Raw genomic sequence first — 22,035 nt, 5'->3', positions numbered from 1 at the left:
TGGCGCCATCCGATGATCGGCGTATAGGCGCCACCTGCGCCGTGTAGCAGAACGCGGTTCGAACTTTCCCAACTGGGTACGCTTCGCTCTTTTCTGAGCGGAGCGCCCATGGCCAACCGGAGGTTCGAATTGTTTGAGTACCGCCAAGTCCTTGTCCGTATGCGGCAAGGCGATTCCGACCGCGACATAGCGCGCGCCGGGCTCATGGGCCGCAAGAAGCTCACCGCGGTAAGGCGCACCGCGCAAGAGCTCGGCTGGCTCGATCCGGCGCGGCCGCTGCCGCAAGACACCGTGATCGCAGGTCAGTTCGGCCGCACGCCGCACCTGCCCAGTACCTGCGTGTCGACACTCGAACCCTTTCGCGAGCAGATCAGTAGCTGGTTTGACGCTGACGTACAGGGCACAACGATTCACAGCGCGCTCAAGCGCAACCATGGCTACACCGGCAGCTATTCGGCGGTGCGCCGCTTCCTGAAGCATCTGGGCGCCGAACGTAATGTCACGGCGACAACGATTCTGGACTTCCCGCCGGCCGATGCCGCGCAGGTCGACTTCGGCGCCGGTCCAGCGCTCATCCACGAATCAGGTCACACGCTCAAGACGTGGTTCTTCGTCATGACGCTATGCTGGTCGCGTCATCAGTATGTCGAACTCGTGTTCGATCAGACCATCGAGACGTGGCTGGCCTGCCACCGGCGCGCCTTCGAGTGGTTCGGCGGCTGCCCCGGGCGAATCATCATCGACAACGCGAAGTGCGCGATCATCAGGGCATGCACGTACGACCCCGAGGTCCAGCGCTCCTACGCGGGCCTCGCTGAAGGATATGGCTTCAGGATCGATGCCTGTCCTCCGCACGACCCGCAGAAGAAGGGCGTCGTTGAATCGGGCGTCAAATACGTCAAGAAGTCCTTCATGCCGCTGCGCGCGTTTCGTGATCTGCCGGATGCCAATCGGCAACTGCGCGAATGGATCATGCGGGAAGCCAGCGTTCGTGAACACGGCACGACACGCGAACAGCCGCTGGCGCGCTTCGCCATCGAGAAGCCGCTATTGACGGCGCTGCCCGATGTACCGCCCGTGCTCGCCGCATGGTCCACGGTCACCGTTCATCGTGACGCTCACATCCAGCATCACAAGGCGCTCTACTCGGTGCCGTTCGCCCTGGTCGGCAAGACGCTGTGGGTGAAGTCGACAGACACGGTCGTGCAGCTGTTCCATCAGCACGAACTCGTTGCCACCCATCCCCGGCTGCGCAAGCCAGGCGCACGCTCAACCGTCCGCGATCATCAGCCGCCGGCAGCGCAGGCGTGGCTCGAACACGATCCGCAATGGTGTCTGGCGCAGGCCAAAGAAATCGGTCCTGCCTGCCACGCGCTGATTCTGGCGCTCTTCAACGATGAGGTACTCGTCAACCTGCGCGGTGCGCAGGGCATCGTCCGGCTTCGCGGCAAGGTGGGTGACGCGCGGCTGGATGCCGCATGCGAACGGGCGCTGGCCCATGCCAGTCCCAGGTGGCGAACGGTCAAGACGATTCTGGACAAAGGTCTGGAGAGCGAGCCCATCGCAGAGTCCCCGCAAACGCTCACCGATACCTACGTCAACGGCGGCCGCTTCGGTCGCAATCTCCAATCCCTGCTGATCCACTAAACGCCCATGAACCCCAGTCCTGAACTGAACACAACCCTCAAGCAGTTGCGCCTGTCCGGCGTGCTCGATTCCCTTGAGCAGCGCAACCGGCAGGCCATCGACGGCCAGCTCGCGTACACGGAGTTCCTCGCCATGCTGCTGCACGACGAAGTCGCCCGACGTGATCAGAAGAAGCTGCGCACCCGCCTGGCCCGCGCTGGCTTCGCAATGGGCAAGACCCTCGAAACGTTCGACTTCGACCGGCTGCCGAACCTGAATCGAACCCATATCCACGACCTCGCTACCGGTCGCTATATCGATGAGAAGGTCGCGATTCTGATTGCCGGACCAACCGGTACCGGCAAGTCGCACCTGGCCCAGGCACTCGGCAATTGCGCCGCCCGGCAAGGACGTGATGTCGTGTTCGCCACGCAGACCCGGCTGTTGAACAGTCTGCAGGCAGCGCGCGCGACCGGTACCTATGAGCGCAAACTGAAACAGCTTGCCAGCGTACCGGTTCTCATCGTCGACGACTTCGCGCTCAAGCCGCTGCGCTCGCCGCAGGATGAAGACTTCCACGACCTGATCGCGGAAAGGTACGAGACCGCTGCGACGATCCTGACCAGTAACCTCGACTTCAGCGAATGGGGCGATGCGTTTGCCGGCAACCGCATCCTCGGCGCCGCCACACTCGATCGCCTGCGACACGGCGCCTATCGTATCGTGCTCGATGGTGACAGCTTCCGCACGCCCAGGCCATTGCCTGAACCCGACCAGACACGACTTGCGAAATCAACCAAAAAAACGCATCCTTGAGTCCGTTCGAATCCGCGTTTTACTTCACTTCAAACTGGCGCCATTACGGCGATCATCCCCGGCGTCAATACGCCGATCCGTGACAGACCACTCTGGCGACAGCGCGTAAGGCCTCAGCAACCTCGGTGCAGGTGTCGACGATTCGTTCGGTGGTCGATATCGCCGCTGTTCCGACAAGGCGAGGCAGTGAGTCCCTTGAAGTATGTCGAGCCATTTTTGGGGACCGCTTCGCGGTCCGTGAAAATCTACTCGCACTCACGCTGAGCAATCTGAATCCACCAGTCCACGCGGCGAATATGCTGGGAAACCTCACACGTGCTGAGCGCGGCGAGAGTTGGGCTAATCACGATATTACGCCCGCCGTGGGGGCTCTCATACAGGCCATGGACGCGGAGCGGCTCGGGCTCGCAGAGAGTCTGGGTGTTCAAGTGAGGACCATACAGGACCACTATGTTGCTTCTTTCGGTACAAGTCCTGGAGAGGTGCATGAAATGGCCGAGGTCGTGTACAAGGCTCGGCCTGATGCGAAGGGACCGAACACACTGGACACGCGCTTTATTGACGAAGACGTCCCTTTCGGTCTCTTTCCACTGGAGATGCTTGGGCGAATGGTTGGCGTGCCTATGCCCCTGCATACTGCAGCAATCGATATTTTCTCGGCCATCCGTAAAAGAGACTTCAGAGCCGGGAACCCTTTGCTTGAATTACTCCATGATGAGTTCTCTCAGCGCGGGCTGCTGTTCGATGCGCTACAGAAAGGCTACGTTGCCAACTAGCTGGTCGATGGACTTCGCCAGGCATCACTAAACCAAGTCCACTGCTACCGCGATGGACGGAGCACGCTGTCTATACTTCTCCATGCCATTTTTCTAGGAATGTTTGATGTTTGCACATGTTCAACCCTACGCAGGCGACCCAATTCTCGGGCTGATGGAGACATTTGCCAAAGATGCCAACCCAAAGAAGGTGAACCTTGGCGTCGGCATATATTACGACGAGGACGGAAGAATCCCTGTCCTGCACTCGGTGCGACAAGCGGCGGCTAGCGTAACGGCAAACGGTGCGCCAGCTACGTACTTGCCAATCGAGGGCGATGCTACTTATAGGTCTCAGGTCGCGAGTCTTCTTTTCGGCGAGGCGTCCCCGTCAGTGTTTCAGTCGTTGGCGACGGTGCAAACTATTGGCGGCAGTGGAGCACTCAAAGTCGGCGCGGATTTCCTCAAGGTACATTTCCCCGAGAGCGTAGTCTACGTTTCAAATCCTACCTGGGACAATCACTTCGGAATCTTTGAGGGTGCCGGATTTTCAGTCGCTGCCTATCGCTACTATGACCCAGCGACAAAAGGCCTCGATTTTGATGGTTTGCTCTTGGACCTTGAGCAGACCAAGGCAAAGGACATCGTTCTGCTCCATGCCTGTTGTCACAACCCGACAGGGGTTGACCCGAGCCGAGCACAATGGACGACGATTCTTGACTTGATTGAGAAGCGCGGCCTGATTCCTTTTGTCGACGCGGCCTATCAGGGCTTCGGTGATGGATTGAACGAAGATGCGTTCGTCATCCGTGAGCTCGCACGGCGCGGTTTGAACTTTCTGGTAAGTAACTCCTTTTCGAAGAACTTCTCACTCTACGGCGAGCGGTGCGGCACCTTGTTGGTCCATTGTGCTGTCGAAACCGAACGCGACAACGTTCTTGGTCGTGTCAAGCTCGCGGTTCGTCGCAACTACTCATCGCCGCCCACACACGGGATGCGATTGGTCAGCACTGTCTTGGGCGATGCATCTCTGCGAGCAGAGTGGACTTCTGAGCTCGAGGCGATTCGTAGTCGCATTGTTCAAATGCGTCAACGATTGCACGTTTCGCTCACAGAGGCATTGCCTTCCCGAAACTTCGACTACATCGTCGAACAGAAGGGAATGTTCGCTTACACGGGGCTGAGCGAAAAGCAGGTCTTCGCCTTGCGCGCCGACTACGGAATTTACGCGGTCTCCAGCGGAAGAATCTGCATTGCCGGGCTGAACGCCGGTAACGTGGAATATGTGGCGAGAGGACTGGTCGAGCTCATGCGCTAGGGGCAATGACAGTTGCCCAATAGAGACTCGAAGCCGATGTAGCCAATCCACGAACACCGCTTCGGCTTCGGGTGCTGGCATGAGGGAGTTGCGGGTGAATAACCTGATGGCTCGCATCCCCATCCCGGTAGAAGCTGCAACTCACATCTCAGCGCGTGGCCGCGGAAAACCGGGTAGCTCGCGCATCGGGCCGTTTGACAAACTTCTTAGCACTATGCTTCGACAGCGAAGCAGGAGCCATAACCGCTCAGAATGGGTCTAGATGGAATCGGACTTTGACAGAGAAAATTGGCGTCTGCACACTCGGCGGAACGTTGTATTTACGAGCAAATAACTGCGGCGCCGCTGACGCTGCAGTTATATAAAAATTGCGGCACGGGACACTTATTCAACACACACTTCGCCGAAAAACGAGCGGCTGTGTAACTAGGCAGACAGACCATGAATACCGCCATAAATTTCTGGCCCCTAATCGGCGTCGCCGTGGTTGCAGTCGGATTTATCCTCCGGCTCAATCCGATGATGATTGTATCAGTGGCAGCAGTAATTACTGGCTTCCTGGCTAAAATGTCGTTCCACGATATTTTGGCAGTGATGGGTGTTGCTTTCATAAAGTTCAGAAATCTTCCCCTGATTACGCTTCTCCCGCTGCCTATTATCGGTCTCCTGGAGCGTCATGGATTACGAGAGTTCGTGCAAACCGCAATCGGGAAGGTCCGAGCCGCAACTACGGGACGATTCCTCATTTGTTACCTCTTCGTGCGCGAAACATCCGCCTCCGTTGGGCTAGTGAGTTTAGGCGGTCAAGCTCAAATGGTGAGACCACTAATCGCGCCGATGGCCGAGAGTGTCGCCGAATCGCAGCATGGGAAGCTTGCACCTCATCAGGCGCATCGCATTAGAGCGTTTGCCGCTGCTAGCGACAATATTGGCTTATTCTTCGGCGAGGATATTTTCATCGCTTTTGGCGGCGTGCTGTTTATGCAAGCGGCTCTCCGAACTGCGGGTATTGAAGTAAGTGCAATACAAATTGCGTTCGCTGGCATCCCAACAGCAATATGCGTCTTTTTGATTCATTCTTTTCGCCTCTACCGACTAGACGCGTGGCTGGAGCGTGACATTAAACGTTCGCTTGAACAGACAAAGGTGCCGGCCGTGAACCAGGAGTGTCGTTCATGATATTTTCATCTGAATATTTCTATTGGCTTGGTGGCGCTTTACTGTTGGCGACTGCTGCCGTCATTCTGTTTGATAAGGCCCACCCTAGGCGTCTACTGGCAGTTGCATTTTGGACCGACCTTGGTCTGCTCTTCATCGCGGGCGACAGGATGCCTCCTGCGAGCGTCGGTGCACAGTTACTCGGGCTAAGTGCCATCGCAGCGTGTGGCGGGCTCAAGAGGTCTACGCCGAGCCGCTTAGACGCTTCGGTTCGCGAAGCGACCGCGTTGCGGTTGCGGTGGAGGCTTCTTGTTCCGCTGTTCGTGATTCCGCTCTGCACGTTAGCTGGCACGATGTTTCTGGAGCATACGAAACTCTTCGGCAAGCAGCTTTTTGACCCCGCTAACACGACGTTAGCTGCGTTCGGCATTGGCTGCATACTTGCATTGCTGTTAGCGTGCATTGTGGTGAAGGACACCGTGCCTCAAGCAGTAAAGCAATCGCGGGACATGACGGATGCCATCGCCTGGACCCTCGTACTGCCTCAGATGCTTGCAGTGTTGGCTGCGGTTTTTCAGAAAACTGGCGTCGGCGGTGCCAGCGCGTACTTGGTAAATCACTACGTAGCAACAGACTTACTCTGGGTTGCTGTTGCTGTCTATTGCATTGGCATGGCCTTATTCACGATGATTCTGGGCGGGGCAGCAGCATCATTTCCGCTCATGCTTAGCGGGGTTGGAGTGCCGGTTCTCATTCACGGTTTTGGTGGGAACCCGGCGGTTGTCGCGGCACTCGGATTCTTCGCCGGATATGCAGGCACCTTGATGACCCCGATGGCCGCACACTTCAATTTGATTCCGGCCGCTCTACTGGACATTCCAGACAAGTACGCTGTTATTCGGGTTCAAACGCCAACTGCCATTTGTACGATTGCCGTTATCATGGGCTTGCTCTACTTCTCGATTTAAGTCGTGCTCTTCCCTGGCAGCATAGTTGGGCTACGGCTCTGTTTCGCGTGGCCCAGCTACCCCCACAGCAGCCTGTAATCATTCGCAAAGACAGCACCGAGCCTCTACTTGGCGGCGGTCTGCTTTCTCTGTAATCCTTGGCTCGGCTCTGCCAGCATGCGGCGGCAGTATCGGGCAGCCCCCGAAGCGAAAGGCTTTCGGTAGTTCCGGAGGGAGGACGTGTTGGCCTGCTTACACGAGGCGCAGTCGTGTCAGGACTACTTGAACTCAAATCAGCCCTATCTGAGCGCAGGGCTTGACGGCAGAGTCTCGACCTCTACGTTCCACCTTCTTACCTCTTGTGTCTGTCTTGCTATTCTGCAAAGTTTGACAATCTCGATTCATTGGCGGTCAAGATGTGTGGCCTTTTTGCAAACGGGGCGAAGCGGCAGACGTTGCGCTCCGAACCCGCGCGCCTTTCTGCCTTGTTTTCGCTTCATCGTCGCGAGCCTGATTGATTTGGTCAATTCTCGCTACGAGTGCTGGTTCGTTGGTGCGTGGATGCGCAAGTAACCATTCACAGAGCGCATGATACCCTGCGGGCCCTAAGGAGAATGCTTGTTTCATAGTGGGTGAATAAACACACATCAGAAGTCCATTACGCATCGTGCCTGGGCCAAGATATCCCAGCATTTTCCCAAAAGCCCCAACAGCGTCGTCCGTCCCAGTCCCGCTAAGAAGAGTCTGAACTTCCTCCAACATTGAAGTGTGATTGCCGATCTGCGGACGTTCACCCCCAAGAAGCTTGGGCTCTGAAACATTTATAGCCTCAAGAGTGGCCGACGGCCATGTGTCTATCGCCTTGATAGGTATCCGTCCGATGGTGACCGTATAGACCTCTGATGAAGGTGCCGCCATGCTTACCGAAGGCACAAATTTGACTGTGTCACAAAGGATCATGGACACAGTGACCGAATTCACCGAAGTCAAGCCCGCCCGCAAGTATCGACGGCGTACACCGGACGAGAAGCGTCAGATCGTTGAGGAGACGCTATCCGGTGGCGGTTCGGTTGCAGAGATTGCGCGCAGTCACAAAGTAAGCGCGAATCAGGTGTTCGATTGGCGCAAGCAGTATCTCGATGGACGTCTTGGCGTCGACGGTGGCGAATGTGCTTTGCTGCGGATCACCGTGAATGAGGCTAGCGGCAGCTGCGTCGGCGATCCGTCAGCATCTGGACCTGCAGCACCAGTGCCCGGCAGGATACGGATCCAACTGTCGCGAGGAGACGTGCACGTCGAAGGGAGCGTTCATCTTGAGACGCTGCGCGTGGTGATCCAGTGCCTGAGTCGTTGATCGGTCCGCCGGCAAACACGCGAATCTGGGTTGCGGCCGGATCTACGGACATGCGCTGCGGCTTCGATGGCCTTGCGGCGAAAGTGCAGACCGTTCTGGCAAAAGATCCATTCTGCGGGCACATCTTTGTGTTCAGGGGCAAACGAGGCGACCGCACCAAGTGCCTGTATTGGGGTGACGGTGGGCTATGTCTATTCGCCAAACGCCTGGAGCGTGGACGCTTTGCGTGGCCGCGTGCTGATGGCGGCGTTGTCTCTCTGACCGGTGCTCAACTCGCGCTTCTTCTCGAGGTTCGACTGGCGTCACCCGATCGATGCAGCCCGACCCCGCAGCGCTTTGTAAACGTGTGTGACAACGCGCGTCTGGCGCATCGCACGAGCGTATGCTGCCTGCATGGAATCCAGCGACGCTATCCTTCCAGACGACGTCGAGGCCCTGAAGGCTCTCCTGCTTGCGCGTGAGATGGCGTTACGTGAGCGTGGGAACGATCTTGCGAATCTGCGCGACACTCTCACAACGCTTCAGAAGACGCTCTCGGACCGGGCGCTCGAGATTGAGCACCTGAAGCTTTGGATCGCGAAGCTCCAGCGCATGCAGTTCGGGCGCAAGTCGGAGAAAATCGACCGCCAGATTGAACAGTTGGAACTACGCCTTGAAGATCTGCAGGCTGACGACGGCGCGGCAAACGTCGACGCACCGATACGGTCTCGACCCGAAGGTCGCAAGTCGACGGGACGCAAACCGCTTCCAGATCATCTGCAGCGCATCGACGTTGTTCACCTGCCCGATGATGCGTGCTGTCCGCAATGCGGCAGCGCCCTTGGTGAGCTTGGCGAAGACGTTGCCGAGCAACTTGACTATGTACCCGGGCATTGGCGTGTAATTCGTCACCGGCGGCTCAAGAAGGCCTGTACCTGTTGTGACTGCATTGTGCAGGCGCCGCCGCCCGGTCGGCCGATCGATCGAGGCATTCCAGGCCCCGGACTACTCGCACACGTCCTGGTTGGCAAATTTTGCGACCACCTTCCTCTGTATCGGCAGCCCGTGATTTACGCGCGCGATGGCGTGGAGCTCAGCCGTTCGACACTCGCGGACTGGGTCGGTCCGTGCAGCGCGTTGCTCCGGCCACTGGTAGAGGTCATTCGCCAGTACGTGATGGCTGCCTCGAAGATCCACGCCGACGACACGCCGGTGCCAGTGCTCGAGCCTGGTAACGGCAAGACCCGGACCGCGCGACTCTGGACATACATACGGGACGACCGGCCGGCTGGCTCGAAGGACGCTCCGGCGGTTTGGTTCGCATACAGCCCATCACGGGCCGGTGAATATCCCCAGGCGCACCTCAAGGACTTCAAGGGTGCGCTGCAGGCCGACGCGTTCGCTGGTTATAACGCGATCTACGAAGTCGGTGACGTGCGCGAGGCGGGATGCATGGCACACGCACGCCGCAAATTCCATGATCTGTTCGTCGCACGAAAGAACGAGGTCAATACCGAAGCGCTGCGACGGATCGGCGAACTGTATGCAATCGAGGCTGCGATTCGAGGCAAGCCACCCGACAAACGTAAACGTGTCAGGCAGGAGCAAGCACGTCCGCTGCTAGATTCGTTCGAGACTTGGCTGCGCTCGACATTGAGCACGGTGTCGCAAAAAGGGGATGCCGCAAAAGCCATCAACTACGCGCTGAATCAATGGGCGGCGCTCGAGCTGTATGTCGATGATGGTCGTGTTGAAATCGACAACAACGCGGCCGAACGCGCCTTGCGCGCTGTCGCCCTCGGGCGCAAGAACTTCCTGCACTTCGGTTCCGATCGCGGTGGCGAGCGAGGTGCCGCTGTTTACACCCTTGTTGGCACCGCAAAACTGAATGGCCTGGATCCGGAGGCCTATTTACGCCATGTCATCACCCGAATTGCGGAGCATCCAGTCAATCGCGTTGACGAGTTGTTGCCGTGGGTCGTTGCCGATCAAATCAGGTTATTCCCTTGATTGCTCGAGCGAAGGAGTTCGGAAAGCCTTACGCATTTCCTCCACAACGCAATAAGACCACTTCGCGCCGTAGTCTATCGACCCAGCCGCGTAGCGTTCCGCACTGACGACTTCATCCATTGTTGGAACACGCAGGCCGAGCTTCTGCGCTTGGGGCGTTGCTTCGCGAAAGACGGCATCGCATTCTGCAGCCTGCCACTGGACGATGCTGCGTCCTTTGCGTTTGGTCGCTTCAGCCTGGAACGCGTGGTAGATGCTACGAGCAGGTTCGTGGCAGGGTTCAAAAATGTCTTGCATGATGTCGTGTCTTATCAGCGCGGTCCAAGGGTAGAGCACGCACCGCGTTGGTTTACTTACAGCTTCGGCGGCGAAATCGCTATCCGACCTGGCGATAGATGGCCGGACCGTCGATCAACTCAATCGCGATGATTTCGGTGCGACCGTAATTGCGTGATTCCTTGCGGATCTCGTATCCGTCTTCATTCCTGTGCAGTCGAGCCAAATGCTCCGCAACCGTGGCAACTTCATTCCGCACTGCCGCGAGATCACGCATCACCAGATCGCTTGGGAGCGACCCGAGGCATTCCAATAACGTTGGCACGTCCATTCCCGATATCCGCGTTCAAGCCCGGCGCTTGACCAACACGCGTCATCTTACACGGTGCCGTAGCGCGTCAAGTCCGGCGACCCGCAGTGCGATCAGGAGAGATCTCTATGGCGAAGCGGAGCCTCGGTCAATACGTCGTTGGTCGGACGCTTACCTTGATAGTAGGGTAATGCGATACGGTCGTATTGTCCTTTGGTCACGTTGGTCGACTTATCTCCGAGTTTTAACGGGCCCTTGTGAGTGAGGGGCAAAGGCTTGGTCGCGGCTCGACTGCAGCGTATTCTGACAGCGTGCGACTTTTGATGCAGGATGTACATCGTAATCACGCGGGTGAGCACGTGTCGGCGGTACGTCAACTAGCAAAGGTGGCCTGTCGCAATTAACGCGGGAGGCGCAAGCTACGGTCAGCGAAGAGTGCCGCCCCAACTTGAGAGACGACAGCTCTCCGGTTGGTGAGCGTTATACGCGAAATGCGCTGACCGACTTCTTCAACTCCTCCGCTTGCTCTGCTAACGAATGGGCCGCCGCAGATGCCTCTTCAACCATCGCGGCGTTTTGCTGCGTGGTCTGGTCCATCTGGCCGATAGCAACGTTCACCTGCTCAATGCCCTTGCTTTGCTCCTCTGACGCGGTTGCGATTTCTTCGATAACGGAGGTCACACGCTGAACGGCGCGCACGACAGATGCCATTGTGCTCCCGGCACGTTCGACTAGCGCTGAACCTGCATCAACTTGGCCCACGGACTCCCCAATCAACGCCTTGATTTCCTTTGCCGCTTCAGCGCTTCGGCTCGCCAGATTACGCACCTCGCCAGCGACCACAGCAAAGCCCCTTCCGTGTTCACCGGCGCGAGCCGCCTCCACTGCTGCATTCAGTGCGAGAATGTTTGTCTGGAAAGCGATGCCCTCAATGAGCGAAATGATATGGGCGATTCTTTCCGAACTGGATGCGATGTTTTGCATTGTGTCCACCACCTGCCGGACAACATCGCCGCCTTCTTCGGCAATCTTCGAGGCATTAGCGCCGAGTTCGTTAGCCTGGTGAGCATTCTCGGCAGTCTGTTTTACTGTCGCAGTGAGCTGCTCCATGCTGGCTGCGGTTTCTGCCAATGCCGCCGCCTGCTCCTCGGTTCTCACCGATAGGTCCTGGTTGCCGCTTGCAATCTCTTTGGCCGCCAGCAGAATGATCTCGGAGCCATCGTGGATACGTTTCACAGTTGATGTGAGCCTGCCTTGCATATTTTGCATGGCGTACATCATGCTGCTTCGGTCATTCGCCGCTAAGGCAATGTCCATTCTTAGCTCCCCAGCCGCGATGTTTGTTGCAATGCTCGCCGCATAAGCAGGTTCACCACCGAGGCTTTGCTTGACGTTCCGGATAATCTTGAGCATGGCGGCCGTAATTGCTGCACCAATTAGCAGAATAACGACTAGATATTCCGCGAAATACGATTCGAATGCCGAGTCAATGTCATTCATGTATAGGCCAGAGCTCAGATACCAGTCCCATCGCGCAAAGCGCTTGACGAAGGTGGTTTTTCGAACTGTGCCACCGGTACTCGGAACGGAAGCGAGGTAATCGACATAGCCTTGACCTTCGTTCTGAGCGACCTTAACCATTTCCACAAAAAGCCGTTTTCCCGTTGAATCCTTGAAGTCGCTGACGTCCTTGTCACGCAAGTCAGCGACAGTCGCGTGCATAAGAACTACCGGCTTTGATGTTGTGATTACCATGAAACCGTTCGTTCCGTAGCGCATCGTCGACAATCTCGCCATCGCCTGATGTTGTGCTTCGTTCAGGGTCAAATTTCCCTTATCGACCAACTTTGCATAGTCGTCGACGATGCCGTAGGCAGTCTCGACTACATTCTGAATCGCAATCTTCCGGTCCGCAATCATGGCACTGCGCAACTCTGATGTCGCCCAGCCACCGAATGCAAGCAGACCAATCCACGTCATGGCGAGAGCGGACCATAGTTTTGCGTTCAAGCTGAACCGTTTCATGAAGATTCCTAGTGATGTGTTGATTTGGACGACGGAATTGATTAGGGGCGCGACCTGTCCAATCTGGATTCGGAGCGTCAATGTTCAACGGCGTCCGCCGAGCGAAGTCGGCACACCATGTGGAGAACGATGGCCGTAGTTGGAATAGGGCGATGGGAGGCCTATGAGCGCGCACATTCTGGTCTTGGAGGATCTCGCGAGCCACTCTCTAGCGTCGCCGGTAGTCTCTGAAAACGGTCTTTCGGTCGGATCTTAGGACGGCAATCTAAGGACGAGATGCAAAAGAGTCCAATATCTTTTATCGGCCACCCTATTCTGTCCGGTTATAAGCTGGACGATTGGTTTTGGTGGCGCCACTTTCCATATTTTTAGGGGATGGCCAAGGGTTCCCTTTCTACAGGGTGCGCTCCACCTTCGAATACTCGTGAGTTCGACACACGGATTGTCACGTAGAGAGCGAAGGTATCGCGATTCATGCACATCCAGCCGTTTCTGGACGCGCGGTATCGACTGCAAGATGAAAATCAGATCCCGACAGACGAACTACTGGTATGTCGATGTGAATGAAGAAGTTTGCGGGGCAATACAGAATACAAGGAGACTGGGAGGTCGCTGCTTTGTGCGCTCGGGTTGCTGACGCTGTACGCGCAGTGTTTACTCACCACGATGTCGAACGATTTCATCTGGATGGACATTCAATGGGCGGTGTGCCATCGTTGCTGCCTCGCAAAGGAGGAAGGCGCTCTGGTCCTGAGGTTTGTCGACACCGCTTACGCCTGTCAGCGCATTTGACGAACCCCTAGGCGCTTCGCCGCTTGTCGGTGTTAAGAATAGCAAAGTACGCTTAAAGATGCTGAATCGACTGTTTCTTGTCGTTGCAGTCTGACCTGTGTGCCCGACGCTAGAGCGTCTTCCCCGACCCATAACCAAAAAGAATAGGAACTCCTCATTTTGGACTTTGACGTGGTGAGGTGACGGCATTAGATTCAGGGCATCGCGACGCGAACTTCGTCACCGAATACTTTCGAAGGTGTTGAATGTTCCGGAAACTTCAAGATGCTGCTCCGACGTAAGTATTTGGGGCCTTTGTGATCAGCAGGGTCCTTTGGTGATTTGTCCGCGGTTGTCCCGCCGACGTTCGAGTGGGGTTTTTTTGGGCAAAAATTTAATGAGAGCTCCCGCGGAAAGATTGCGAAGTTCCGTCGGGTAAAGTGTGTTCTGGACTTGTCAACATAAATCACGACGAAAGCGGAGTATGTTGGGCAGGTCGTTGCCGCTGTCGCGGCATATATCCTCGGTAACGGGCGAGCCTGCGAATGCCCTAGCGAACGCTAGTATCGTCACGGTTGACAGATGATGTCGAGTATTAAGTAAGGTCGTTGAAATAGTGACGTCGCCCGTTTTTTGGCAATATCAAAAAAGTCATGACTTTTGATCGACAACAGCTCGAGACGTTTTGTGCCGTCGTTGAACTTCGGAATTTCGGTGCTGCCGCTAAGACGTTAAATGTGACACGTGGGGCGGTTTCACAACGAATCATCGCGTTGGAAGAAGCGTTGGGGGCGCCGTTGCTCGTACGCGATGGGAATGTGCCTACACCCGCGGGCGAAGCAGTGCTTCGCCACGCCCAGGCGCTCAAACTGATGGAGGCAGACACACTCCAGCAGATCAAGCCCGGCACCGACGGGCGAGCAAAGATTGCCATAGCGGTGAACGCAGATTCACTGGCGACATGGTTCGAACCTGTTGCCTGCGCGATCGCAAAGGACAGTTGCTTGCTTGAACTCATCGTCGATGATCAGGATTTCACGCTGCCCGTGTTGACGCGCGGCCAGGCGATTGGTTGTGTGTCCACGGCAAGCAGGGCGCCGACCGGATTTGTGGCAGAGGCGATTGGCGCAATGGCGTACGAGTGCGTGGCAACGCCGTCGTTCTGTCAGACGCATTTTCCTCACGGGCTCAATCTGCACGATATCCTGGCTGCACCGGCTGTGCTGTTCAATCGCAAGGACGGCATACATGCCGGTTTCATCGAGCGCCTGCTTGGCTTTCCCGTGGGCGGCTATGCGACGCATTATTTTCCGTCGCCGGTGGCCTTGCTGATGGCGGTGCGCACCGGGGTCGGATATGGTCTTGTGCCGACCATGCAGGCTCAGCCGCTCATTGAAGCCGGAGGTCTGGTGGCGCTGGCACCACGGGACAGGATTTCCATCGACCTGTATTGGCATCACTGGGAGAAGGCACCGCCTACCGCGCGAGCGATCAGTGAAATGGTGATGCGACACGCACGCCAGGCGTTGGGTCAATTGTCATCAGAGTCGCCTGACAGGTGGGACGGGAGTGCCCTAGCCGATTGAGCGCCGGGAGAAGGGGCAGGTTGTTGAAACGCCGGCGACTGGTTGAGTGCGTTTGAGGATGCGCCGTGAAGCCAGAAGTCAATTCCGCCCGCTTCGACGAGCGATCCCAGGCGCGTTGTGTTGCTCGCAAGCATGCAGATCGCGAAGCCCGCGGAAAGCCATGAGAGTCGCACGTTGGATAGTGCAATCAACGTGGCGTCGATCAACACCACCGCCGCAGTCGGTGTGAAACCGATCAGGGCTAACAGAGCGCATCCTCCGCGAATCTGTGCGGCAAGCACCCCGGTCATCCAGACGAGAGAAAGGAGCGCTACACGACTCCCGACTGAGGCACCATAGCGTTGATCAAATCGGGTCCAGATAGACTGGCCGTCAGTCCAGAGCGAACGGGCAACGAGTGCGAGCACCGCCAAGCCGAGCGCGGTGGCGATCGGATAGTCGCGGCTGAGGACTCGCTCGTGGCTAAGGTCACGGAGCCACAGCTAAGTGATCTCGGTTCCCGCTATCTGGACCTCTGGCGCCGGATGGCGAAAGAACTCGCCGAGCGATTGCGCGAGCGCAACCGGTTCGTCAGCGTAGTGTATGCGGTCGGTGTAGACCAACCAACTGTCAGGAATCCATGGCAGTAGAGCGGCGCCACAGCAGCACTGAAATTAGGATCAGGGGAAGAACGGAAACGGTCAGCGGATTGGTCTCCGGGACCGTTGTCAGGCCAGTCCACCGCGCGAAGTAGATCGCGATTGCTATGCTTCCTCCAATCGCCAGCGTCGCTTTAGCGCATTTCTCGGAAATTCGACGGTTCAGCAGCGCGAATCCTAGCAAAGGGCCGACGGCGGTAATGTAGACCATGTTCAGGTCGACCATCATGTCGACCAGACTCTGGCCATGCTTAGCTACGAGTGTGCCGAGGGCAATCGATAGGACGCGCGACCAGATGGGCCGAGCGGCAGAGTGCGGGCCGAGAGAGACCGCAGCGTCAGTCATGGCCCTCAGAATCGAGCAGCCGGCACCCAGGGCGGTGGCGAGCAGAACGACGATGACGAGCGCTCTTGCGGTACTGGGTACGTATGCAGATAGTGTGTGCATCAGCACAAAAGGAATGACTTGAACGGGGTCGGCAAGAAACTGCAGATGCCAGACCGGCGAGGCTGCGATTACCGCGGAAGCTGGCAGGAAGCCGATCAGGAACACGAACCCTGCCGCGACAAGGCACCCGTTTCGCGCCATCGCCGGCGTGCGCGCCGCTAGTAGGAACTGCTGATAGTCTGCGCCACAGATGACCATGAGCACGACCAAGGCGACCGTGGACCCTGTATGGTCAAGCGTCGAGCCCCGAAGTCCGTCCAGAAACTGCACGGGAGCAGATAGCCACACATCGAGTCCATCGGTCAGGAAAAGCGTGCGCACGAGCACGACGTTGCATGCGAGCATGCAGATCGCGAACCCTGCAGCAAGCCACGACAGTCGCAATGCCGAAAGGCAGATTAACAACCCGTCAACAATCAGAAGAGCGGAAGTCGGGCCGATGCCTGCCATTGTCAGTATTGCTATTCCTCCCCGAATCTGTGCGGCGAGCACGCCGGTCATCCAAACAAGGGACAGCACGGCCACTGCGCGGCCAACTGAGGCACCGTAGATCTGGTCAAACCTTGCCCAGATGGATTGCCTCGTTGTCGAAAGGCCACGTGCGACTGCGGCGAGCGCAAGCAGGCCCAAAGCGCTGGCAATTGCATAGAGACAACCTGTCATGCCACCATGGAGCGCGAGTTCGCCGGTGCCAAGGAGAAACCCCGTACCGCAGCTCGTGGAAACCAGCAGGCTCGCCATCTGAACCGTCTTCAGTGTCCGTTCAGGCATGAGTTGCCTCCCACTTCGTTACGCTGGCGCAACTGCCCCACATGTAGGTCTCGCAAATGATCGCGCGTCGATTGAACTCGGAAATCTGTCTCAAGCGGCTGTGAAATTCGGGAAGATCAGGATAAGGGATATGCGGAAACAGGTGATGTGTCAGGTGATACCCGTTGTGATGCGGGTGCATGAAGACCGAGCTGATGCCATGATCTGGTACGTCACGGGTGTACGAGAAAATGCCGCCCGGTTGGAGTCCGTAGTGATCGGTCATTTCGCGAAACGTTGTGATGGCGTGGAACACTGTCGCGCGCGCAACTATCCATAGCGCAAAAAACAGCAGTGCGAAATGCGTCCCGATAGTGATGTCTAAAAGGGCTTCGCATGCGGCCCACCACAGTACGATGACGAATTTCTGGCGCAGGGCGAGGCGCGTGCTGATCAGGTGCCCGAAAATTGAGCCGGCCCACGTGGAGGGGGTAGTCAGCACGCGCAGGTAGACGCGGAACCAGTGATCGCCCGCGCGCGTGACGCTGGAAAGATAATCCGGATCGTGAACCGGATCGCCGAGTGAACCGTGATGCCAGGCATGCTGAAAGCGATACAGCGTCAGCTCGTTGAAGAGTGGTGGCGCAAGAAAGACATAGGCGATCCGGTCGTTCACGTCGCGGCTTTTACTTAAGTTCTGGTGTCCGGCCTCGTGCAGGAGGTTACCCAGCGCCCGCTGGCGGTTGCCGATGACGAAGAGCGCAGCGATACTTGCCCAGACCCCTATCCGGTAGGCAATCCAGACGGTAAGGCATATGATTGCCCAGTCTGCGGCGATGTCCGAGAGTGATCGCCATGTTCTGGCGCGCGGTGTTCTCCAGTCCATGCCCGTTGAATCTAGAGCGGCGTGCATGGCTGCCTGATCGGCAATAACGGATGATGATGCGGGTGATCTCATCGCAGGCTCCTTGTGGTTACGTGAAGTCCCCGGTGGTCCCCGATCGTTGAATGCGTATCTGTGTCAGAAAAAGCTTTGATCTGATCTTATGCGGTCATTCATGTCCGGGCAGCGGCAGTTAGAAATGCTGCCCGGTGTGCAGCATTTTTAAATTCACGACGCGTGTGCCCTTCAGACAATGGCATAACGTCACCATCTGAGGAGGGTGGAAAAGTTGAGTGAAAAGGACCTTGCAAAGCTGTGTGCGACGCTTAGTCCTGTGATGGCGGAGGCGACCTATGTCTATTGTTCGTTTCCGGACTTCACCTTGCCGGCCGGCTTGCTGGCCTTCTGCATCATCCGCGAGCGCGAAGGTCTGACGGCGATCATCGAGCGTGATGAAGCGCTGCGGCGCGGACTCGCCTTTACCTACGACGCTCGGCTTATCACCCTGTCGGTCCATTCGAGTCTCGAGGCGGTCGGATTCATCGCGGTGATCAGCCGCAGGCTCGCCGGGATGGGTATCTCATGCAATGTCGTAGCGGGCTACTACCACGATCACATCCTCGTGCCGGTCGACAGGGCAGAAGAAGCGATGACGCTCCTGCTCGAAATCGCGGCGTCGCCCGGCTGACGCGTACTTGCTCCAATGTGAGGGCACGAAGTTCAGGCCCGCTATTTTTTCTGTACGGCGAGTAGCTTTTATATCCCGGGTGGGCTTTGGCTTGCCGTGTGTGCGGGCAATCATTAGATTAATGGAAGATTGGGGGTATGGCGCGGCCCCTGCGAAGGAGGGATGTCCTGTCATGCCGAGATTGGGGTATCGACGGCGATATCGAACGGTCCCGAGCCGCGCTGGAGAGGAGGGAGCATGTTCGAATCAACTGATGGCCGCCCGGCGCAAGGGGCGCAGGATCAGGGCTCGACGCCCGAGCTTGAATACTGGCAGCGACATACCGAAGAATTGCAGGCTCTGATTGCGCGCCTGACGACCCGTCTCAGGGGCCGCGAGCGCCGTATCGCCCGTCTGGAGCTTGCCATCTCCCGCACCGTGGTGATGCATCACGTCTGGGCGTCGCATCTTGAACGCAGGCTCGAACGCCTGCCTTTCACCGCTACCGCCGTCGCCGACGACACACCGGCCGTAGTAGCTGAGCATGGGCACGGCGTGACGGTGCATCTTCCTCACCTGACGCGAACGCTCGAGGCGCTCTTTGAAGTCATGCGGGAGTACTGGACGGAATGGGAACCCGACCGGCCGCCGAAATCGTCTACCGTTGCGCGCGCAATCGATGCAAGACTCGGGCTCAAGGGACAGGCCAATGGCGAGGCGTCGCGTAGTTCCCAAACCTTTGCTGCTGCCTTGAGGCCCGACTCGGTCAACGAGTCAGATGGCCGCCACCACTGAACCGGACTTCCGACGGGCACTTCCGACGATATGACGGAATTGCCCGTCAGGCTTCCCGACTGCTTGAATGAGACCCATGCAGGAACTCTTTCGAACAGAACAGCGGGAGGTTATCCATGTCGGTCCAGTTAAGGGGAACGGGTGCAATCCTACGGCGCGGGCAGGTCGAAAGGGAAGTTGGTTTGAAGCGTTCGACGATCTACCAGCGGATGCAGGAAGGCACGTTCCCGCGCCCAATCCGCCTTGGCGAGCGCGCGGTGGGCTGGCGCGCATCGGATATCGAACGATTTCTTGAAGACCCTGCCGGGTATCGCGTCTTGCCGCCTGCCGATGAGGACTGCGATGTGTGAGCGCGCCTCTCAACGGTCCCTTGATGCGCGTCTGGATAACTGGGCGAGCGCTGGTCGCGGTCCGTACGATCCGGTAGATGCGGGTTGTATCGAGCGTGCATGGCGGCGGTTATCCGTACGTCAGCGCGACCTTTTACGCATGGCGTACCTGTGGCGCGCAGGTCGCGAGGTGATATGCCGCCGGCTTGGGATTCCAAGGCATCCTTGGCGCCGGTATGAGCTTGAACTGTCATCCGCGAAGCAGGCGCTGGCGGGCCTGCTGGCGGAGAAACCATGAATTGAAGTGTCCGGGTGCATGCCGGAACGAGCGCGGCCGTATGATGCGGCACGACCCCGCGCTCTGGTAGCAAAGCTCCGGGGGTAATTCAACAACCTGTTCCGGCCAATGTGCGACATGCACGGCCGAGTACGCATGAGCGGCCCCGACGTATCGACGGATGCGTGGAAGCATGGCGGTTGTTGCCCGATCCCGGGCCTGCGTTCGCAGACCCTTCTGTTTCTGACGCCTGATCCCCCTTGAGCCCGCGGTTTGCCTCCCTGGCGCCGCGGGTTCCTTTTTCTCCATCCGGTTCGACACCTCGGCGTTGCATCGATGGAAGGAAGCGGATCATGAACCTGTTTCGGTTGAAAAATGATGGAGTGCGGTTGCCTGTGATGCGCCGCGTCGCGCGTCGATGGGCGCTTGCGCTGACACTGTTCGCCGGTATTTCCCTTCTCGCGCCTGGCCTGGCTCACGCGGATGACTGGGACTGTCAGGTGCTGCTTTGCCTGTCCAACCCGGGCGGCCCGGAGCAGTACGGCGCGTGCGTGCCGCCGATCGAAAGACTGTGGAGTGCGCTGCGCCATGGTGATCCTTTCCCGACCTGTGACTTCGGCACGGGCGGCTCGCCGGGGACGTTCGCGACCAGCACCTTCGCAAGCGGTGGGTACTGCCGGGAGGGCCTCCTGTACTGGGGTGGCCCTGAGCAGAGTGAACTGCTGTGCGGTGCCACCGGTGCAATCAACGTCGACATCGATAACCAGCTGTATGCCCGTGTCTGGTGGGATGCGGGGGGCGCGGGATCGACGATCACCGAGTTCTACGGCGCGGGTAGTACGCTGGTGCCGTATGACCCTTCACAGTCAGCCGCGCTTTTCCTGCAGCGAAGCGAACAGTCGAACAGTTTTGGCGGCGGGGGCCAATGATGCTGCCTCTCGATTTCGCCACGCTTGCGGAGCAGTGCGCACCCCAGGTCTCGCCGGTCACGATGGCGGCGATCGTGCGGACCGAGTCCGGATTCAATCCCTACGCGATCGGTGTTGTGCGTGGCCGGCTGCTACGTCAGCCGGGAAGCGCAGCCGAAGCGGTGGCGACGGCGCACACACTTGCGGCCGCCGGATGGAACTTCAGCGTCGGTCTCGCACAGGTCAACCGCGCGAACTGGAGCGCGTATGGACTAACCGAGCAGAGCGCCTTTGACCCCTGTCTCAACCTGGCTGCGGGTGCCGCGGTTCTGGAGGGCTGTTTTATGGCCGCGCGCGCTGCGCGGGTGGACGGCAGGCGCGATCCACAGGCTGCACTGCGGGCAGGGCTTTCGTGCTACGCCAGCGGTAATTTTTCGGCGGGGTATCGCACCGGGTATGTGCAGCGCGTGGTCGATAACGCTCGCGTGCCTGCGTCGGCGCCGTCACACATAGTCGTGCCGACGATTGAGCCCATTCCGGTCGTTCCGGCGTTGCCGGTGGACCGGGCGCGGTCACAACCGGCGGGTCATCAGATATTGGAGCCGCCGGGCAACGCTTCCGATACGAATCCCGGCGAGCCACGCGCAAGCGCCGTGGTCTTCTAGCCTGGCTTAGCAGAATCAATCATGATGGAAAGGAGCTTTTTATGAATTTAGTAATCCATATCATAAAGAAGAGGGCTGGACGTTCACCCGTCGTTCTTTCTTCTGACCGTCGGGTGGCGCGGCGGGTTTCTGTCATCGCGACTGCGCTGCTAGTGGCGTCGCCCGCCTGGGCGCAACTGTCGCAGGTCAATACGCTACTGGGCACGATCCAGACGACCCTGCTGGGTGTCGGTGGCGTGATCTGCTCGATTTCGATCATCTGGGCGGGCTTCCGGATGATGTTCCAGCACGCCCGTTTCGGCGACATTGCGAACGTGTTCATCGGCGGTCTCTTCGTCGGTTGCGCGACAGTGATCGCCGGCATGCTGATTCCGACGAGTTGATCCGGGGCCCGCAACCATGAACCCGATCATGAATTCGCCTATTAGTCCACTTAGGGATCCGGTCTTCAAGGGATGCACGCGGCCCGCGATGCTCTGGGGTGTGCCGCTCGTGCCATTCCTCATGGTCGGTGGCGGCATGCTGATTCCTGCCATCTGGGCATTGCTTGCCAGCCCACCGCTCGGTGTTGGGCTCCTGTTCCTGATGATCCCAGTGTTCGTCGCCATGCGCGTTATCACGCGCCGCGACGACCAGCGTCTCGCGCAGTACGCACTGCGCCTGCGCATGGTCCTGCGGCAGGGCAATCGCCGCTTCTGGGGTATGCACGCCTACACGCCGGTTCGCCTGAAGAGGAGGACCTGA

At 58.1% G+C, this 22,035-nt stretch carries 22 protein-coding genes; 17 read left to right on the top strand and 5 right to left on the bottom strand.

All coding sequences use genetic code 11. The annotated features are described in order from the left end of the window. The first annotated feature begins 129 nt into the window (after window positions 1-129). The 9 genes from istA to tnpC all read left to right on the top strand — a co-directional run bounded on the left by istA (window position 130) and on the right by tnpC (window position 9,963). The gene (gene istA, locus BPHYT_RS32300) at window positions 130-1,647 is read left to right on the top strand and encodes an IS21 family transposase (protein WP_041758672.1); all 1,518 of its coding nucleotides are present in this window, start codon (window positions 130-132) and stop codon (window positions 1,645-1,647) included. Window positions 1,648-1,653: 6 nt separating this feature from the next. Next, window positions 1,654-2,442 (top strand): IS21-like element helper ATPase IstB, encoded by a 789-nt coding sequence (gene istB / locus BPHYT_RS32295; protein ID WP_012428335.1) that lies wholly within the window; start codon window positions 1,654-1,656, stop codon window positions 2,440-2,442. Window positions 2,443-2,591: 149 nt separating this feature from the next. After that, on the top strand, window positions 2,592-3,218 hold the full coding sequence (locus BPHYT_RS32290; RefSeq protein WP_167315784.1) for an NAD/NADP octopine/nopaline dehydrogenase family protein: 627 nt from the start codon (window positions 2,592-2,594) through the stop codon (window positions 3,216-3,218). A gap of 106 nt (window positions 3,219-3,324) precedes the next feature. Continuing rightward, entirely contained in the window at window positions 3,325-4,515 is a 1,191-nt protein-coding gene (locus tag BPHYT_RS32285; RefSeq protein ID WP_012428334.1) for an amino acid aminotransferase, read from the top strand. A 441-nt stretch (window positions 4,516-4,956) separates the two neighbouring features. Continuing rightward, the gene (locus BPHYT_RS32280) at window positions 4,957-5,694 is read left to right on the top strand and encodes a DUF969 domain-containing protein (protein WP_012428333.1); all 738 of its coding nucleotides are present in this window, start codon (window positions 4,957-4,959) and stop codon (window positions 5,692-5,694) included. Further along, on the top strand, window positions 5,691-6,641 hold the full coding sequence (locus BPHYT_RS32275) for a DUF979 domain-containing protein (RefSeq protein ID WP_012428332.1): 951 nt from the start codon (window positions 5,691-5,693) through the stop codon (window positions 6,639-6,641). The genes BPHYT_RS32280 and BPHYT_RS32275 overlap by 4 nt, the downstream gene beginning before the upstream one ends. 895 nt (window positions 6,642-7,536) lie before the next feature. Beyond that, window positions 7,537-7,974 (top strand): IS66-like element accessory protein TnpA, encoded by a 438-nt coding sequence (tnpA, locus tag BPHYT_RS32270; RefSeq protein WP_012428331.1) that lies wholly within the window; start codon window positions 7,537-7,539, stop codon window positions 7,972-7,974. Continuing rightward, on the top strand, window positions 7,959-8,435 hold the full coding sequence (tnpB, locus tag BPHYT_RS39755) for an IS66 family insertion sequence element accessory protein TnpB (RefSeq protein WP_407669212.1): 477 nt from the start codon (window positions 7,959-7,961) through the stop codon (window positions 8,433-8,435). The genes tnpA and tnpB overlap by 16 nt, the downstream gene beginning before the upstream one ends. Then, a complete protein-coding gene (tnpC, locus tag BPHYT_RS32265) occupies window positions 8,368-9,963 on the top strand; it encodes an IS66 family transposase (RefSeq protein ID WP_012428330.1) in 1,596 nt (531 codons plus the stop codon). Before tnpB ends, tnpC begins: the two co-directional genes overlap by 68 nt. On the opposite strand, the gene BPHYT_RS32260 is transcribed toward tnpC, so the two are convergent. From BPHYT_RS32260 to BPHYT_RS32250, 3 genes are all read right to left on the bottom strand, one after another. Continuing rightward, on the bottom strand, window positions 9,952-10,260 hold the full coding sequence (locus BPHYT_RS32260; protein ID WP_012428329.1) for a hypothetical protein: 309 nt from the start codon (window positions 10,258-10,260) through the stop codon (window positions 9,952-9,954). The two genes, tnpC and BPHYT_RS32260, sit on opposite strands and share 12 nt — an antisense overlap. A gap of 79 nt (window positions 10,261-10,339) precedes the next feature. Continuing rightward, the gene (locus tag BPHYT_RS32255) at window positions 10,340-10,570 is read right to left on the bottom strand and encodes a hypothetical protein (RefSeq protein ID WP_012428328.1); all 231 of its coding nucleotides are present in this window, start codon (window positions 10,568-10,570) and stop codon (window positions 10,340-10,342) included. 459 nt (window positions 10,571-11,029) lie between these two features. Further along, the gene (locus BPHYT_RS32250; protein WP_012428327.1) at window positions 11,030-12,574 is read right to left on the bottom strand and encodes a methyl-accepting chemotaxis protein; all 1,545 of its coding nucleotides are present in this window, start codon (window positions 12,572-12,574) and stop codon (window positions 11,030-11,032) included. A 1,424-nt stretch (window positions 12,575-13,998) separates the two neighbouring features. Here BPHYT_RS32250 and BPHYT_RS32240 point away from each other — a divergent pair. Next, window positions 13,999-14,931: an HTH-type transcriptional regulator ArgP gene (locus BPHYT_RS32240; RefSeq protein WP_012428326.1), complete on the top strand. Its 933-nt coding sequence runs from the start codon at window positions 13,999-14,001 to the stop codon at window positions 14,929-14,931. A gap of 609 nt (window positions 14,932-15,540) precedes the next feature. Here the strand turns inward: BPHYT_RS32240 and BPHYT_RS32235 are convergent. Together BPHYT_RS32235 and BPHYT_RS32230 are read right to left on the bottom strand one after the other, a co-directional pair. After that, entirely contained in the window at window positions 15,541-16,788 is a 1,248-nt protein-coding gene (locus BPHYT_RS32235; RefSeq protein WP_012428325.1) for an SLC5/6 family protein, read from the bottom strand. Continuing rightward, window positions 16,781-17,725, bottom strand: coding sequence for a fatty acid desaturase family protein (locus BPHYT_RS32230; RefSeq protein ID WP_012428324.1), 945 nt, complete (start codon window positions 17,723-17,725; stop codon window positions 16,781-16,783). The genes BPHYT_RS32235 and BPHYT_RS32230 overlap by 8 nt, the downstream gene beginning before the upstream one ends. Before the next feature lie 205 nt (window positions 17,726-17,930). On the opposite strand from BPHYT_RS32230, the gene BPHYT_RS32225 reads away from it, so the two are divergent. The 7 genes from BPHYT_RS32225 (at window position 17,931) to BPHYT_RS32190 (ending at window position 22,035) form a co-directional block, all read left to right on the top strand. Continuing rightward, window positions 17,931-18,338, top strand: a complete 408-nt coding sequence (locus BPHYT_RS32225) for an ACT domain-containing protein (RefSeq protein ID WP_238535701.1) — start codon at window positions 17,931-17,933, stop codon at window positions 18,336-18,338. A 237-nt stretch (window positions 18,339-18,575) separates the two neighbouring features. Continuing rightward, window positions 18,576-19,112, top strand: a complete 537-nt coding sequence (locus tag BPHYT_RS32220) for a hypothetical protein (RefSeq protein ID WP_012428322.1) — start codon at window positions 18,576-18,578, stop codon at window positions 19,110-19,112. Window positions 19,113-19,228: 116 nt separating this feature from the next. Further along, window positions 19,229-19,462 carry a helix-turn-helix transcriptional regulator gene (locus BPHYT_RS32215; RefSeq protein ID WP_012428321.1) on the top strand — a complete coding sequence of 78 codons (234 nt, stop codon included), beginning with the start codon at window positions 19,229-19,231 and terminating at the stop codon, window positions 19,460-19,462. Window positions 19,463-20,071: 609 nt separating this feature from the next. Next, window positions 20,072-20,647 carry a hypothetical protein gene (locus BPHYT_RS36810; protein ID WP_012428318.1) on the top strand — a complete coding sequence of 192 codons (576 nt, stop codon included), beginning with the start codon at window positions 20,072-20,074 and terminating at the stop codon, window positions 20,645-20,647. Continuing rightward, window positions 20,647-21,291 carry a lytic transglycosylase domain-containing protein gene (locus BPHYT_RS32200; RefSeq protein WP_041759846.1) on the top strand — a complete coding sequence of 215 codons (645 nt, stop codon included), beginning with the start codon at window positions 20,647-20,649 and terminating at the stop codon, window positions 21,289-21,291. Before BPHYT_RS36810 ends, BPHYT_RS32200 begins: the two co-directional genes overlap by 1 nt. A 41-nt stretch (window positions 21,292-21,332) precedes the next feature. Then, window positions 21,333-21,674: a TrbC/VirB2 family protein gene (locus tag BPHYT_RS32195; RefSeq protein WP_012428316.1), complete on the top strand. Its 342-nt coding sequence runs from the start codon at window positions 21,333-21,335 to the stop codon at window positions 21,672-21,674. A gap of 40 nt (window positions 21,675-21,714) precedes the next feature. Further along, window positions 21,715-22,035 carry a type IV secretion system protein VirB3 gene (locus BPHYT_RS32190; RefSeq protein ID WP_167315802.1) on the top strand — a complete coding sequence of 107 codons (321 nt, stop codon included), beginning with the start codon at window positions 21,715-21,717 and terminating at the stop codon, window positions 22,033-22,035.

Origin of the sequence: Paraburkholderia phytofirmans PsJN (genome assembly GCF_000020125.1) — a bacterium.
GTDB lineage: Bacteria > Pseudomonadota > Gammaproteobacteria > Burkholderiales > Burkholderiaceae > Paraburkholderia > Paraburkholderia phytofirmans.
This window is presented reverse-complemented; position numbering and strand designations above follow the sequence as displayed.

What these genes read in the sequence shown, in the direction of transcription:
- istB (WP_012428335.1), top strand. Translation starts at nt 1,654, where the DNA reads ATGAACCCCAGTCCTGAACTGAACACAACCCTCAAGCAGTTGCGCCTG.
- BPHYT_RS32285 (WP_012428334.1), top strand. Translation starts at nt 3,325, where the DNA reads ATGTTTGCACATGTTCAACCCTACGCAGGCGACCCAATTCTCGGGCTG.
- BPHYT_RS32280 (WP_012428333.1), top strand. Translation starts at nt 4,957, where the DNA reads ATGAATACCGCCATAAATTTCTGGCCCCTAATCGGCGTCGCCGTGGTT.
- BPHYT_RS32275 (WP_012428332.1), top strand. Translation starts at nt 5,691, where the DNA reads ATGATATTTTCATCTGAATATTTCTATTGGCTTGGTGGCGCTTTACTG.
- tnpA (WP_012428331.1), top strand. Translation starts at nt 7,537, where the DNA reads ATGCTTACCGAAGGCACAAATTTGACTGTGTCACAAAGGATCATGGAC.
- tnpC (WP_012428330.1), top strand. Translation starts at nt 8,368, where the DNA reads ATGGAATCCAGCGACGCTATCCTTCCAGACGACGTCGAGGCCCTGAAG.
- BPHYT_RS32260 (WP_012428329.1), bottom strand. Translation starts at nt 10,260, where the DNA reads ATGCAAGACATTTTTGAACCCTGCCACGAACCTGCTCGTAGCATCTAC.
- BPHYT_RS32255 (WP_012428328.1), bottom strand. Translation starts at nt 10,570, where the DNA reads ATGGACGTGCCAACGTTATTGGAATGCCTCGGGTCGCTCCCAAGCGAT.
- BPHYT_RS32250 (WP_012428327.1), bottom strand. Translation starts at nt 12,574, where the DNA reads ATGAAACGGTTCAGCTTGAACGCAAAACTATGGTCCGCTCTCGCCATG.
- BPHYT_RS32240 (WP_012428326.1), top strand. Translation starts at nt 13,999, where the DNA reads ATGACTTTTGATCGACAACAGCTCGAGACGTTTTGTGCCGTCGTTGAA.
- BPHYT_RS32235 (WP_012428325.1), bottom strand. Translation starts at nt 16,788, where the DNA reads ATGCCTGAACGGACACTGAAGACGGTTCAGATGGCGAGCCTGCTGGTT.
- BPHYT_RS32230 (WP_012428324.1), bottom strand. Translation starts at nt 17,725, where the DNA reads ATGAGATCACCCGCATCATCATCCGTTATTGCCGATCAGGCAGCCATG.
- BPHYT_RS32220 (WP_012428322.1), top strand. Translation starts at nt 18,576, where the DNA reads ATGTTCGAATCAACTGATGGCCGCCCGGCGCAAGGGGCGCAGGATCAG.
- BPHYT_RS32215 (WP_012428321.1), top strand. Translation starts at nt 19,229, where the DNA reads ATGTCGGTCCAGTTAAGGGGAACGGGTGCAATCCTACGGCGCGGGCAG.
- BPHYT_RS36810 (WP_012428318.1), top strand. Translation starts at nt 20,072, where the DNA reads ATGAACCTGTTTCGGTTGAAAAATGATGGAGTGCGGTTGCCTGTGATG.
- BPHYT_RS32200 (WP_041759846.1), top strand. Translation starts at nt 20,647, where the DNA reads ATGCTGCCTCTCGATTTCGCCACGCTTGCGGAGCAGTGCGCACCCCAG.
- BPHYT_RS32195 (WP_012428316.1), top strand. Translation starts at nt 21,333, where the DNA reads ATGAATTTAGTAATCCATATCATAAAGAAGAGGGCTGGACGTTCACCC.